12 protein-coding genes are annotated in these 13,550 nt (G+C 70.6%); 2 read left to right on the forward strand and 10 right to left on the reverse strand.

What is annotated here, in order from left to right:
• Nucleotides 1–6 precede the first annotated feature (6 nt).
• From proB to rplU, 4 genes are all read right to left on the reverse strand, one after another.
• A complete protein-coding gene (gene proB, locus ACFWN7_RS00685; protein WP_376936725.1) occupies nt 7–825 on the reverse strand; it encodes a glutamate 5-kinase in 819 nt (272 codons plus the stop codon).
• Entirely contained in the window at nt 822–2,402 is a 1,581-nt protein-coding gene (obgE, locus tag ACFWN7_RS00690) for a GTPase ObgE (protein WP_376936726.1), read from the reverse strand. The genes proB and obgE overlap by 4 nt, the downstream gene beginning before the upstream one ends.
• Nucleotides 2,403–2,474: 72 nt before the next feature.
• Entirely contained in the window at nt 2,475–2,732 is a 258-nt protein-coding gene (gene rpmA / locus ACFWN7_RS00695) for a 50S ribosomal protein L27 (RefSeq protein WP_130352862.1), read from the reverse strand.
• A 26-nt stretch (nt 2,733–2,758) separates the two neighbouring features.
• Complete coding sequence (gene rplU / locus ACFWN7_RS00700) at nt 2,759–3,067, reverse strand: 50S ribosomal protein L21 (RefSeq protein ID WP_376936727.1); 309 nt, start codon at nt 3,065–3,067, stop codon at nt 2,759–2,761.
• A gap of 234 nt (nt 3,068–3,301) precedes the next feature.
• Here rplU and ACFWN7_RS00705 point away from each other — a divergent pair, with 234 nt between their 5' ends.
• The gene (locus tag ACFWN7_RS00705; RefSeq protein WP_376936728.1) at nt 3,302–3,589 is read left to right on the forward strand and encodes a DUF4031 domain-containing protein; all 288 of its coding nucleotides are present in this window, start codon (nt 3,302–3,304) and stop codon (nt 3,587–3,589) included.
• Here ACFWN7_RS00705 and ACFWN7_RS00710 read toward each other — a convergent pair.
• Nucleotides 3,578–6,316, reverse strand: a complete 2,739-nt coding sequence (locus ACFWN7_RS00710) for an Rne/Rng family ribonuclease (RefSeq protein WP_376936729.1) — start codon at nt 6,314–6,316, stop codon at nt 3,578–3,580. The two genes, ACFWN7_RS00705 and ACFWN7_RS00710, sit on opposite strands and share 12 nt — an antisense overlap.
• 277 nt (nt 6,317–6,593) lie before the next feature.
• Between ACFWN7_RS00710 and ACFWN7_RS00715 the strand changes: the two genes are divergently transcribed.
• Nucleotides 6,594–7,220 carry a vitamin K epoxide reductase family protein gene (locus ACFWN7_RS00715; protein ID WP_376936730.1) on the forward strand — a complete coding sequence of 209 codons (627 nt, stop codon included), beginning with the start codon at nt 6,594–6,596 and terminating at the stop codon, nt 7,218–7,220.
• Between the two features lie 69 nt (nt 7,221–7,289).
• Here ACFWN7_RS00715 and ndk read toward each other — a convergent pair whose 3' ends face one another.
• The 5 genes from ndk to ACFWN7_RS00740 form a co-directional block, all read right to left on the reverse strand.
• On the reverse strand, nt 7,290–7,712 hold the full coding sequence (ndk, locus tag ACFWN7_RS00720) for a nucleoside-diphosphate kinase (protein WP_376936731.1): 423 nt from the start codon (nt 7,710–7,712) through the stop codon (nt 7,290–7,292).
• Nucleotides 7,709–8,155, reverse strand: a complete 447-nt coding sequence (locus tag ACFWN7_RS00725; RefSeq protein WP_376936732.1) for a DUF4233 domain-containing protein — start codon at nt 8,153–8,155, stop codon at nt 7,709–7,711. The genes ndk and ACFWN7_RS00725 overlap by 4 nt, the downstream gene beginning before the upstream one ends.
• Nucleotides 8,152–9,528 (reverse strand): bifunctional folylpolyglutamate synthase/dihydrofolate synthase, encoded by a 1,377-nt coding sequence (locus tag ACFWN7_RS00730; protein WP_376936733.1) that lies wholly within the window; start codon nt 9,526–9,528, stop codon nt 8,152–8,154. The genes ACFWN7_RS00725 and ACFWN7_RS00730 overlap by 4 nt, the downstream gene beginning before the upstream one ends.
• A complete protein-coding gene (locus tag ACFWN7_RS00735) occupies nt 9,525–12,887 on the reverse strand; it encodes an isoleucine--tRNA ligase (protein ID WP_376936735.1) in 3,363 nt (1,120 codons plus the stop codon). Before ACFWN7_RS00735 ends, ACFWN7_RS00730 begins: the two co-directional genes overlap by 4 nt.
• Nucleotides 12,888–13,153: 266 nt before the next feature.
• Nucleotides 13,154–13,549, reverse strand: a complete 396-nt coding sequence (locus ACFWN7_RS00740; RefSeq protein WP_376936736.1) for a GntR family transcriptional regulator — start codon at nt 13,547–13,549, stop codon at nt 13,154–13,156.
• Nucleotide 13,550 lies beyond the last annotated feature (1 nt).

Below are 13,550 nucleotides of genomic sequence, written 5' to 3' on the forward strand. Positions count from 1 at the left end.
ACCAGCCTAGGCGAGCGTCGCGTCCCCGTCGGTCGCGTGACGCCCGGGGGCGGCGTCGAACCAGGTGCCGAGCTCAGCGCCTGCGAGCGCCTCGCTGACGAGGCTCGTCGCCGTGATCAGCACAGCCGCGCCGGCCTCCGCCGCGACGCGCGCCGCCGACACCTTCGTCTCGGCCCCCCCGGTGCCGACGCCGGCACGGCCGGCCGACCCGATCTCGACGCCCGCGAGCGCATCGCCGAACGGGACCTGGGCGATGCGCTCGGCGCCCGGAAGGTGCGGGGGCTTCGTGTAGAGCGCGTCGACATCGGAGAGGAGCACGAGCAGGTCGGCGCCGATGAGCTCGGCCACGAGCGCCGCGAGCCGGTCGTTGTCTCCGAAGCGGATCTCGTGGGTCGCGACGGTGTCGTTCTCGTTCACGATCGGCAGGATGCGCAGGGCGAGCAGCCGATCCATTGCGCGCTGGGCGTTCGAGCGCGGCGTCGAGTGCTCGAGGTCGCCCGCGGTGAGGAGCACCTGGCCGGCGACGATGCCGTACCGGTCGAGCGAGTCCTGGTAGCGGAACACGAGCAGGTTCTGCCCCACGGATGCCGCGGCCTGCTGTGTGGCGAGGTCGGTGGGCCGTTCGTCGAGCCGCAGGTACGGCATGCCCGTGGCGATCGCGCCCGACGAGACGAGCACGATCTCGGCGCCGCGTTCGTGCGCGCCGGCGAGCGCGTCGACGAGCGGGCCGATCTGGCCCGCATTCTCTCCGCTGATCGACGAAGAGCCGACCTTCACGACGATGCGCTTCGCGTCACGGATCTCTGCGCGCGTTCGGGGGGTCACCGTTCGTCCTCCCGCGGTGCGGCGTCGATCACCGGCTCATCCGCCGGCTCGGCCGCGGTCTCGTCCATCGTGTCGGCCGTCTCGTCGGACCAGAGGCCCGCGTCTCGCTCGCGCTGGAGCTCGGCGCGCGCCTCGGCCTTCGCATCCATGCGCTCGTGGTATTCGCTGCGGCGCTCGGCACGTGTCGCACGCCGGTTCTCATCGAGTCGGATGTCGGAACCGCGCGGTGCGGTGATGAGCTCCGCGGTCGAGGTGAGCGTGGGCTCCCAGTCGAAGACGACGCCCGAACCTGACCCGATGACGACCGTGGACCCGGCCACCGCACCGGCGCGGACGAGCTCGTCCTCCACGCCGAGACGCGCGAGGCGGTCGGCGAGGAAGCCGACGGCCTCGTCGTTGGTGAAGTCGGTCTGGGCCACCCATCGCTCGGGCTTCGCTCCCAGCACGCGGTACAGCGTGCCGTAGCTGCCTCCCTCGGGTCGAACCACGAAGCCGGAGTCGTCGACGGCCTTCGGCCGCATGATGATGCGGGGCGCCTCGGGTGCGGCCGCGGCATCCGCTCGCGCCGTGTCGACGACTTCGCCGAGCGCGTATCCCAGCCGGCGAAGGCCCTCGTGGCTCACCGTCGAGATCTCGAAGACGCGGTAGCCGCGCGACTCGAGCTCGGGGCGCACAAGTTCCGCGAGATCGCGCGCCTCGGGCACGTCGACCTTGTTCAGCGCGATGAGCTGCGGCCGGTCGCGAAGGGGCACCTGGCCCTCGGGCACCGGATACGCGCCGAGCTCGCCGAGGATGACGTCGAGGTCGCTGATCGGGTCGCGACCCGGCTCGAGCGTGGCGCAGTCGATCACGTGCAGGAGCGCCGCGCAGCGTTCGACGTGACGGAGGAACTCGAGCCCGAGGCCCTTTCCCTCGCTCGCGCCCTCGATGAGCCCCGGCACGTCGGCGACGGTGAAGCGGTGATCGCCAGCCTGCACGACGCCGAGATTCGGATGCAGCGTGGTGAACGGGTAGTCGGCGATCTTCGGACGAGCGGCGGAGAGCGCTGCGATGAGGCTCGACTTGCCTGCCGAGGGGAACCCGACGAGCGCGACATCCGCGATCGTCTTCAGCTCGAGCGTGACTTCGCCTTCGAACCCGGGGGTGCCGAGGAGCGCGAACCCGGGCGCCTTGCGCTTCGTCGACGCGAGCGCGGCATTGCCGAGCCCGCCCTGCCCCCCGGGCGCGGCGACGAACCGCATGCCCGGCTCGGAGAGGTCGGCGAGCTCCGCGCCGCCGGGGTCCTTCACGACGGTGCCGACCGGCACGGGAAGCTCGAGGAGCTCGCCCGCAGCGCCGGAGCGATTGTCGCCCATGCCCGGTTGGCCGTTCGCCGAGGACCGGTGGGGACGCCCGTGGTACGCGAGGAGTGTCGTGACCTGCGGGTCGGCGACGAGCACGATGTCGCCCCCGTGCCCGCCGTTGCCGCCGTCGGGGCCGGCGAGTGGCTTGAACTTCTCACGGCGCACCGAGACGCAGCCGTTCCCGCCGTGACCGGCGCGCACGAACAGCGTCACCTCGTCGACGAAGCTGACCATGCTGCATCCCTCCAACGGGTGAAAACGCGTGAGGGCGAGCCGAAGCCCGCCCTCACACGACCGATCGGTCGACTATTCGCCGGCCGCCACGATGTTGACGACCTTGCGGCCGCCCTTGTTGCCGAACTGCACGGCTCCGGCCTCGAGCGCGAAGAGGGTGTCGTCGCCGCCGCGACCGACGCCCGCACCCGGGTGGAAGTGGGTGCCGCGCTGGCGGACGAGGATCTCGCCCGCGCTGACGACCTGCCCGCCGAAGCGCTTCACGCCGAGGCGCTGCGCGTTCGAGTCACGACCGTTGCGAGTCGAGCTCGCTCCCTTTTTGTGTGCCATGTCTGTTTCTCCTTGCGAGCCGCGGGCTACTTGATGCCGGTGATCTTGACGCGCGTGAGCTCCTGACGGTGGCCCTGGCGCTTCTTGTAGCCGGTCTTGTTCTTGAACTTCTGGATCACGATCTTGGGGCCGCGGAGGTCGCTCAGGACCTCGGCAGTGACCGTGACCTTCGCGAGCGACTCGGCGTCGGAGGTGATCTTCTCGCCGTCGACGAGGAGCACCGGGGTGAGCTCGACGTTGCCGTCCTTGTCGGCCTGGATGCGGTCCATCGTCACGATGGTGCCGACTTCGACCTTCTCCTGCCGACCGCCGGCGCGCACTACTGCGTAAACCACTACTCGTACCTATCTCTGGGGAGCCGGGGCTCCATTAGCTGGTAAATGTCACTGCCTGATGGGGATGTCACTGCGCGGGACCCCAGCGGGAAGGAGGGTCGTCACTGCCAGAAAACTGTGCGGGCGCACCGGGATAAGCGGTGGCACCAACGGTCGAGTTTAGCCGACGACCCATGGTCGGTCAAACGCGCGTCACCCGCGCGTGGCGGGCACCCGGCCCGTAGGATCGGCCGCATGACGGTGCTCATCGACACGCCGCTCTGGCCGAAGCACGGCACGGTCTGGGCGCACCTCGTGAGCGACCGCTCGATCGCCGAGCTCAGGGAGTTCGCCGAACGGGCTGGGCTCCCGCCCCGCGCCTTCGACCTCGACCATTACGACGTGCCCGCCGAACGCTACGACGAGCTCGTGGCCGCCGGCGCCGAGCCGGTGTCCCCGCGGGAGCTCGTGCGCCGGCTCGCCGCGAGCGGACTCCGGGTCACGCCGCGCGAGCGGCGCGCCCGGTGGTCGTCACTCGGCTGAGTCGTCGCCACCCGACGAAGCCGGCGAGCCGTCGGCGTGCGTGATGACGGGAGCCGCTCCTGCAGTGCTGAGCGCGGCGGTCGACACGCGGCGGCTGCGCGAGCGTCCCTCCCCTGCCTTCTTCGGCGGCAGCGCGTCGAGCACTGAGTCGAGGAGCACCTCGGCGTCCTCGATGCGCACGGGTCGCTGGCGCTCTGCGGGCACGACCGGTGGAAGTTCTACGATCGGTGCGGCGGGGGGCGCTGACCGCCCGGCGGGCTGCCCCGGCCCCGGCTCCGGCTCAGGGCGTCGCGCCGGCTCGGCGGGCTGCTCGGGCGCGGGCGCGGCAGCGGCCGTGGCATCCGGCGACGGTCCCGCGGCGCCCTGCTCCTGTGTCACGCGACGGTGACGGCCACGCCGGCGACCCGATGCGGCCTTCGGCTCACCCTCGGCATCAGGTGCGGAGGGTGCGACGGCTGCGCCCGCCGGCTCGGCGGTCGCGGACACTCCGACCTCGCCTCCGACCGGCTTGTGCTCGGCGTGCGGGATCGTCGACGCGGCGATCTGCGCGAGCGCGTGCTTCACGTCTTCCGTGATCGCGTGCGTTCCGGCGTGCGCCGCGGGCGTGGAAGCGGGAGCCTGCGGCTCGCGTCCGCCGCCACGACCGCCGCGCCCGCGGCCCCGCTCGGCCTGCTGCGACGAGCGGTGCTTCATGATCGGCTCGTGGTGCACGATGATGCCGCGGCCCGCGCAGACCTCGCACGGCTCGCTGAACGACTCGAGGAGGCCGAGGCCCAGCTTCTTGCGGGTCATCTGCACGAGGCCGAGCGAGGTGACCTCTGCGACCTGGTGTTTCGTGCGGTCTCGGGAGAGGCACTCGACGAGGCGCCGCAGCACGAGGTCGCGGTTGGACTCGAGCACCATGTCGATGAAGTCGACGACGATGATGCCGCCGATGTCGCGAAGCCGCAGCTGGCGCACGATCTCCTCGGCCGCCTCGAGGTTGTTCTTCGTGACGGTCTCCTCGAGGTTTCCGCCCGAGCCGACGAACTTGCCGGTGTTCACGTCGACGACGGTCATCGCCTCGGTGCGGTCGATGACGAGCGAACCGCCCGATGGCAGCCACACCTTGCGGTCGAGCGCCTTCTCGATCTGCTCGGAGATGCGGAACTCGTCGAACGCGTCGCGCTCGCCGGCGTAGGCCTCGACGCGCTCGAGCAGGTCGGGTGCGACGGCGCGGAGGTACCGCTCGATGGTCTCGCGCGCCTCGTCGCCCGAGATGATCATCTTCTGGAAGTCCTCGTTGAAGACGTCGCGAACGATCTTGATCAGAAGATCGGGCTCGGAGTGCAGGAGTGCAGGCGCCTGCACCTTCTCGAGCTGGGTCGAGATGTCGGCCCACTGGGCGATGAGGCGATTGACGTCGAGGGTCAGCTGCTCCTCGGTGGCGCCCTCGGCCGCGGTGCGGACGATGACGCCGACGTTCTCGGGGAGCACCTCCTTCAGGATCTTCTTCAGACGAGCACGCTCGGTGTCGGGGAGCTTGCGGCTGATGCCGTTCATCGAGCCGTTCGGCACGTAGACGAGGTAGCGGCCGGGCAGCGACACCTGGCTCGTGAGGCGTGCGCCCTTGTGGCCCACCGGGTCCTTCGTGACCTGCACGAGCACGCGATCGCCGGGCTTCAGGGCGAGCTCGATGCGGCGGGGCTGGTTCTTCTCGCCGTTCTCGGCGGCGGCGTCCCAGTCGACCTCGCCCGAGTAGAGCACCGCGTTGCGGCCGCGTCCGATGTCGACGAAGGCTGCCTCCATGCTCGGCAGCACGTTCTGCACGCGACCGAGGTAGACGTTGCCGATGAGCGAGGCCTCCTGGTTGCGGGCGACGTAGTGCTCGACGAGCACGTCGTCCTCCACCACGCCGATCTGGATGCGACCGGCCTTCGCTCGCACGACCATCTGGCGGTCGACGGACTCGCGGCGCGCGAGGAATTCCGCCTCGGTGATGACCGCGCGGCGACGACCCGCGTCACGACCGTCGCGACGGCGCTGCTTCTTCGCCTCGAGGCGCGTCGAGCCCTTGACCTTCTGCGGCTCCGTGATGAGCTCGGGTTCGCGGGGCTTGCGCACCTTCACGACGGTGTTGGCCGGCTCATCGCCGCCGGCTCGACCCTCCTCGCCGCTCCTGCGACGGGTGCGCCGGCGCACGCTCGAAGACTCCTCGCCGTCGCCACCGCCGACGTGATCGCGGCGCTCGGGGCGCTCGGGACGATCGGACGGCACCAGCACGGGCGGGGCGTGGAAGATCAGCGTGGTGGTCGTCAGCGTGGCGGGGATGGGCGAGACCGGGGCCGGCACCGGCTCGGATGCCACGTCGGCGGCTGCTTCCGAGTCGGATCCCGCGGAGTCGGATGCCTCGTCGAAGGCATCTTCGACGCCGGTCTCCTCGCCGGCGGGTGCCTCGTCGGGAGCACGTCCGGCGACGGCGTCGGCCTCGGATGCCGCGGCGGCCTCTCCGACCACGCCCGCGGCATCCGCTACGGTCTCCGCGGTGACCGCTGAAGCGGACTCGGCGACGTCTTCGCGCTCGTCCGGCGCGAGGGCGACCGGGGGTTCGCCGCGGCCGGTCGTCGCGGCGCGTTCCACGCCGGCCCGGGCGCGTCCTGCGCGGCGGGAGCCGAAGAGCCCGCCACGTCGCCTGGGGACGCTGCCGGATTCGGGTTCGTTCGTGTTGTTCTCGTTGCCTTCCACCATCTCTGGTGCACTCCTACGACGGATTCGAATGGCCGCGCCATCCGCCCCGTTCTCGTCTCGAGCGGTTCAGCGCCGTGCGCGGAACCGCCAATCCTTCAGTACTGCGACCGGCAGGATGCCTGTATCGCCACGTCTCGCGGTGCATGCGACCGCTCACTCGGATGCGGTGCATCCTCAAAGCCTTCATTGGCGCCGTGCCGGGCGCGGCCCGGACGACTCCTTCGATTATCGCACGGTCGCACAGGGTCGTGTGGAAACGGCATGCCAGAATACGACCATGCCCGACTCCTCCCGACGGTCGCGACCCGTCGCGTTCGCGGTGTTCCTGATCATCGCGGGGGCGCTCGGGCTCGTCGCGGCGTTGGAGCTCTCGATCGAGAAGGTGCTGCTGCTCGCCGATCCCGACCACGTTCCCGCGTGCGACGTGGGCGTGCTCGTCGGGTGCGGCGTGAACCTGGACTCCTGGCAGGGCGCGGTCTTCGGCTTCCCGAACCCCTTCGTCGGCCTCATGGCCTGGCCGGTGGTCATCACGATCGGCGTCGCCCTGCTCGCGGGCGCACGATTCGCGCGCTGGTTCTGGGTCGGCTTCACGATCGGCGTCACTGGCGCGCTCGTCTTCGTCGGCTGGCTGATCGCCCAGAGCATCTACGTGCTCGACGTGCTCTGCCCGTGGTGCATGCTCACGTGGGCGGTGACCATTCCGGTCTTCCTCGCGGTCGCGCTGCACAGCCTCCGCGAGGGGCATATTCCGGCGTCGGCACGCGTACGACGGCTGGCGGCCGAGGGGTTCAGATGGATTCCGCTCATCACCGTCGTCTGCTACGTGATCGTGATCGTGCTCGCGCAGCTGCAGATCAACGCGATCCCGCGCGTGCTGATCGACCTGCAGAACCTCTTCCGCTGAACAACTGCGGCGACTCGCCGCCGACCTGTGCAGGCCGGCCGGCGCACCCGGCCGGCCCGCGGCATCCGCTCAGGCGAACCAGAGGTCGAGCTCCCGCTCGGCCGACTCGACCGAGTCCGACCCGTGCACGAGGTTCTGCTGCACCTTCAGGCCCCAGTCGCGCCCGAAGTCGCCGCGGATCGTGCCGGGTGCCGCGGTCGTCGGGTCGGTGGTGCCGGCGAGGATGCGGAACCCCTCGATCACGCGGTTGCCCGCCACTCGCATCGCCACGACAGGGCCGGACTGCATGAACTCCACGAGCGGCTCGTAGAACGGCTTGCCCTCGTGCTCGGCGTAGTGCTTCGCGAGCAGCTCGCGATCGGCCTGCACGAGACGGATGTCGACGAGCGAGTATCCCTTCGCCTCGATGCGCCGCAGGATCTCGCCGGTCAGGTTGCGTGCGACGCCGTCGGGCTTCACGAGCACGAGGGTCTCCTCGATGGCGGTGGTCATTCCTGTTCCTTCCCCGGATCGGCGGCGGTCGCCGTCCTGTCTCGATCGATTCGTGCGCCGACGACCATGGCGTACCACCACATTCCGCCGAAGAGCGCGCCGACGAAGAACATCGCCGGATTGAGGAACCCCGCGGCGATGATGAGTGCCTGCAGCACCCAGCCCACCGCGTAGGCCCACGGATGCCGCAACAGCCCGATGGTCGCGATGAGCCCGAGGATCAGCACGCCGCCGGCCGCCAGCGCGACCCACGGCGGCAGTCCGAACGTGCTGTTCTCGGTGGGCGCGAGCCCCCAGATCACGAGCGCGGCGAGGAACACCACGACGATCTCGAAGGTCAGCAGCATCGACGCGAGCATTCTGCGGAGGGATCGCGGCCGGGGCGCAGGCTCGGGCGCGGGTTCGTTCGCAGGTTCGGGGGCGGGCGTCGTGGTGTCGTTCACGCGCGGCCCCAGCCACGGTCGGCGGCGATCGACATGGCCTCGCCGACGAGGGCGATCGAGCCGGTGACCACCACCGCACGCTTCGGCGCCTCGGCGGCCCAGGCGCGGGCGTCGTCGAGCGCGTCGTCGAGTCGCTCCGACTGCTGCACGCGGTCGGCGCCGACGCGCGCGGCCACGATCGCGGCGAGTTCGGCGACATCCCGCGCCCGCTCCGATTCGGGCCTCGTGACGGTGAACCGCCCACCGGTGCGGGCGAGCACGTCGACGATGCCCACGGCGTCCTTGTCGGCGAGCACGCCGAACACGAAGTCGACCTCGTCGAAGTCGAAGTACTCGTCGAGCGCGGCGACGAGTGCCTCCGCCCCGTGCGGGTTGTGCGCGGCATCCACGATGACGACGGGCTCGGAACCGACCGCCTGGAGGCGACCGGGCGAAGCGGCCGCGCCGAGGCCTCCCTCCACCACCTCGGTGGCGAGCCGCAGCCGGCCGCTGCCGATGAACGTCTCGACGGCCGCGATCGCCACCGCGGCGTTCTCGGCCTGATGGCGGCCGAACAACGGCAGCGGGATATCGCGGTACTCCCCCGCGAGCCCGCGGATGGACACGAGCTGGCCGCCCACGGCGACACGCGACTCGAGCACGTCGAACGCGTCGCCCTCGACGGCGAGCGTCGACTCGGTGAGCTCGGCCGCGTCCTCGAGCACGGCGAGCGCCGCATCGGGTTGCTTCGCTGAGACGACGGATGCCGCGGGCTTGATGATGCCCGACTTGGTGCGCGCGATTTCGGTGATGGTCGTGCCGAGCCGGGCCTGGTGGTCGAGGTCGATCGGCGTGAAGACGGCGACCTGCCCGTCGGCGACGTTGGTGGAGTCCCACTCCCCGCCCATGCCCACCTCGAGCACGACGACGTCGACCGGCGCGTCCGCGAAGCACGCGAACGCGAGCACGGTCAGCGCTTCGAAGAAGGTGAGCGCCTCCTCGCCCGCGTCCTCGAGTTCGGCGTCGACGATCGCGATGAACGGGAGGATCTCCTCCCAGTTGCGAGCGACGGCCTCATCGGAGATCGACTCCCCGTCGATGCGGATGCGCTCGGTGAAACGCTCCAGGTGCGGGCTCGTGAGGAGGCCGGGGCGAAGGCCCGATGCCCGGAGCAGGCTCTCGATCATCCGGCTCGTCGAGGTCTTGCCGTTCGTGCCGGTGATGTGGATGACCGGTGCAGCGCGGTGGGGGTCGCCCAGCAGTTCGACCGTGCGGCGGGTGGGCGCGAGCCGCGGACGGGGCGATCCCTCGCCGACACGGGCGATGAGCGCCTCGTAGACGGCATCGGCCGCGTCGCGCGCCGCGGCGTCGTCGAAGTCGGATGCGTCGGTCACAGTCTCTCCAGATCCACGAGGAGCGACGAACCGTCGCCGACCGGGCGCGCCGCCGCCGCGCCCGAGAGGTCGACGGAGGGCTCGATGTCGAGCTCGACCGCGAGCGTCTCGCGGGCGATGAGCTCGCGGTGGCGCCCGGCGGCGTCGGCGCCGTCGCCGTCGAGGGTGAGGCCGAGCCGGATGCGGTCGCCGACCGCGAGGCCGGCGGCCTTGCGCGCCTCCTGGACGGCACGGACGACGTCGCGCGCGAGGCCCTCGGCCTCGAGCTCGGGCGTCGTGCCGGTGTCGAGGATGACGAATCCGCCGTCGGCGAGCAGCGCGAGCGCACCCGCGCCGTCGCCGGAACCGGCCTCGAGGACGAGCTCGTACTCCGCCGGCTCGAGGGGGATGCCCCCCGCGACCACCGTGTCGCCGTCGAGCGCCCAGTCACCCTCGCGGGCGGCCCGGATCGCCTGCTGCACCGACTTGCCGAGCCTGGGGCCCGCGGCGCGCGCGTTCACGCTCAGCCGCTTCGTCACGCCGTAGGCCTCGGCGCTCGACTCGTCGAGCTGCACGAGGTCGACCGACTTCACGTTGAGCTCGTCGCGGAGGATCCCCTCGAACGGACGCAGCGCCGCGGCATCCGTCGTGACGACCGTGAGCTTCGCCAGCGGCAGGCGCACCCGGCGGCCGGCCTGCTTGCGCAGCGCGAGCGCGCTCGAGCTGATCTCGCGCACCGCGTCCATCGCGGCCGTGAGCGCCGGATCGGACGGGAACTCCGCGGCATCGGGCCAGTCGGTCAGGTGCACGCTGCGCCCGCCGGTGAGCCCACGCCAGACCTTCTCGGTCACGAGCGGCAGGAGCGGCGCGGCGAGCCGCGTGAGCGTCTCGAGCACCGTGAAGAGCGTGTCGAAGGCCTCGCCGCCGCGGTCGCCGGGCCCCGTCGGGGAGTCGTCGCCGACGCCGGCCCAGAACCGATCGCGCGAGCGGCGCACGTACCAGTTCGTGAGCACGTCGCCGAAGTCGCGGAGCTTGGCCGCCGCGAGGGGCGAGTCGAACGCCTCGAGATCGGCCGTGACCGCCGTGATGAGCTCGCCGAGCTTAGCGAGCAGGTACCGGTCGAGCACATCCGTCGAATCGGTGCGGCGGGATGCCTCGTAGCCGCCGGTCCCTGAGCCCGCCGAAGGGCGCGCCGTGTTCGCGTAGAGCGAGAAGAAGTACCACGTGCTCCACAGCGGGAGCATGAGCTGTCGCACGCCCTCGCGGATGCCCTCCTCGGTGACGACGAGGTTGCCCCCGCGAAGCACTGGACTCGACATCAGGAACCAGCGCATCGCATCTGCGCCGTCGCGGTCGAACACCTCGTTCACGTCAGGGTAATTGCGCAGCGACTTCGACATCTTCTGTCCGTCTGAGCCGAGCACGATGCCGTGGCTCACCACGTTCTCGAACGCCGGCCGGCCGAACAGCGCCGTCGACAGCACGTGCATGGTGTAGAACCATCCGCGGGTCTGCCCGATGTACTCGACGATGAAGTCGGCCGGGTTGTGGGTGTCGAACCACTCCTTGTTCTCGAACGGGTAGTGCACCTGCGCGTAGGGCATCGAACCCGAGTCGAACCAGACGTCGAGCACGTCGGGAATGCGGCGCATCGTCGAGCGGCCGCTCGGATCGTCGGGGTTCGGGCGGGTGAGCTCGTCGATGTACGGGCGATGCAGGTCGGGCTCGCCCGCGGTGTTCGTCGGCAGCGCGCCGAAGTCGCGTTCGAGCTCCTCGAGCGAACCGTACACATCGACACGGGGGTGCTCGGGGTCGTCGCTCTTCCACACCGGGATCGGCGAGCCCCAGTAGCGGTTCCGGCTGATCGACCAGTCGCGGGCGCCTGCGAGCCACTTGCCGAACTGCCCGTCCTTCACGTTGTCGGGCACCCAGTTGATGTCCTGGTTCAGCTCCCCCATGTCGTCGCGGAACTCGGGCACGCGGATGAACCAGCTCGAGACCGCCCGATAGATGAGCGGGTTGCGGCAGCGCCAGCAGTGCGGGTAGGAGTGCTCGTAGCTCGCCTGGCGGAGCAGGCGTCCCTCGGCCCTCAGGAGCTGCGTGAGCGGCTTGTTCGCGTCGCTCCAGAGCTGCCCTGCGACATCCGTGACGGCCGGCAGGAACCTCCCGGAGTCGTCGAGCGAGATGACCACCGGGATGCCGGCCGCCTCGGCGATCCGCTGGTCCTCCTCGCCGTAGGCGGGGGCCTGGTGCACGATGCCGGTGCCGTCCTCGGTGGTGACGTAGTCGGCCACGAGGATCTGCCACGCGTTCTGCAGCCCGTAGTGCTCGACGTCGGCGTAGTAGTCGAAGAGACGGTCGTAGGTGACGCCCTCGAGCTCCGAGCCCCGCACGGTTCGGGCGATGGCCGCGCGAGCGTCGTCGGCGGAGTCGTACCCGAGGTCCTTCGCGTAGCCGCCCACGAGGTCGACTGCGAGCAGGTACTCGGCGCCCAGCACCTCGATGTCGGCGCTCCCTGAGCCTGTCGATGGGGCCCAACCGGCCTTCTCGCGGTTGACGGTCGCGTCGGGCGTGCCGTTCGGGCCCGCCGGCACGACCGCGTACTCGATGCCGGGACCGACCGCGAGCGCGAAGTTCGTGGGCAGCGTCCACGGCGTGGTCGTCCAGGCGAGCGCGCGAACCGCGGTGAGGCCGAGGGACTCGGCCTTGACGCCGGTGAGCGGGAAGGTGACGGTGACCGTCTGGTCCTGCACGTTCTTGTAGACGTCGTCGTCCATGCGCAGTTCGTGGTTCGACAGCGGCGTCTGGTCGCGCCAGCAGTAGGGCAGCACCCGGTAGCCCTCGTAGGCGAGGCCCTTGTCGTGAAGGGTCTTGAAGGCCCAGATCACCGACTCCATGAAGCTGATGTCGAGGGTCTTGTAGTCGTTGTCGAAGTCGACCCAGCGCGCCTGCCGGGTGACGTACTCCTGCCACTCGTTCGTATAGCGCAGCACGGCGTCGCGCGCGGCCTGGTTGAAGGCCGCGATGCCCATCTGCTCGATCTCGGCCTTGTCGGTGATGCCGAGCTGGCGTTCGGCCTCGAGCTCGGCGGGCAGACCGTGCGTGTCCCAGCCGAACCGCCGGTGCACCTGCTGGCCGCGCATCGTCTGGAAGCGGGGGAAGAGGTCTTTCGCGTACCCGGTGAGGAGGTGCCCGTAGTGCGGCAGGCCGTTCGCGAACGGCGGGCCGTCGTAGAAGACCCATTCGGGTGCGCCCTCGCGCCGGTCGATCGACGCCTGGAAGGTGTCGTCACGCTTCCAGAACTCGAGCACCTCGCGCTCGATCGACGGGAAGTCGGGTGAGGGGGCGACACCGTGGTCGTCGGGGGTACGCGGGTACACGCTCGCTCCTTGCAGGGACGGATGCTCACGCGAGGACGCCGGCCGCTCGATCGAGCTCCGCCGCGGTACCACCTCGCTTGCGAGTCGCGTCCCTCCGGCCCTTCGGCGAGCTCAGGGACCGCCGGGAGCGACTCGCCCCTCTATGGTCGGCTGTGACGGGCCTGCCCGTTCGGTTCTACCGGCGAGCGGATGCCTCGCGGCATCCGTTCTCGCGTTCTTCCGAAGACTCCCCGGTGATGGCCGGATCGACGTCGTTGCCGTCAAGACTACCGTGTCGGCACGCCGCGGAGCACGCCGGCCGCGGGCGGCGTCCATCGGTACGCCTCGCTGACGAGTGCGAGCAGCGCACTCTCGGGGAGGTCGTGGAGCTTCGCCTCGTCGACGAGGTCGTGCACGGCGCCGGCGAGGGCGGCGTGGCCGCCGATGCGCGTCGCGACCACCGCCCCGCGTCCGCGCTGCAGCTCGATGAGGCCCTCGTCGCGCAGGAGCTGATAGCCGCGGAGCACGGTGTGCATGTTGACGCCGAGCGTTCGGGCGAGCACACGGGCTGCCGGGAGAGGTTCGCCGCCGACCACCCGTCCGTCGATGATGGCGGCCCTGACGGCGGACGCCAGCTGAGCGAACAGGGGGGTCTGAAGCGTCGGGTCGATCCGAATCAGCACT

The sequence above is a fragment of the Agromyces sp. NPDC058484 genome (assembly GCF_042720415.1).
Taxonomy (GTDB): domain Bacteria; phylum Actinomycetota; class Actinomycetes; order Actinomycetales; family Microbacteriaceae; genus Agromyces.

What these genes read in the sequence shown, in the direction of transcription:
- obgE (WP_376936726.1), bottom strand. Translation starts at nt 2,402, where the DNA reads ATGGTCAGCTTCGTCGACGAGGTGACGCTGTTCGTGCGCGCCGGTCAC.
- rpmA (WP_130352862.1), bottom strand. Translation starts at nt 2,732, where the DNA reads ATGGCACACAAAAAGGGAGCGAGCTCGACTCGCAACGGTCGTGACTCG.
- ACFWN7_RS00705 (WP_376936728.1), top strand. Translation starts at nt 3,302, where the DNA reads ATGACGGTGCTCATCGACACGCCGCTCTGGCCGAAGCACGGCACGGTC.
- ACFWN7_RS00710 (WP_376936729.1), bottom strand. Translation starts at nt 6,316, where the DNA reads ATGGTGGAAGGCAACGAGAACAACACGAACGAACCCGAATCCGGCAGC.
- ACFWN7_RS00715 (WP_376936730.1), top strand. Translation starts at nt 6,594, where the DNA reads ATGCCCGACTCCTCCCGACGGTCGCGACCCGTCGCGTTCGCGGTGTTC.
- ndk (WP_376936731.1), bottom strand. Translation starts at nt 7,712, where the DNA reads ATGACCACCGCCATCGAGGAGACCCTCGTGCTCGTGAAGCCCGACGGC.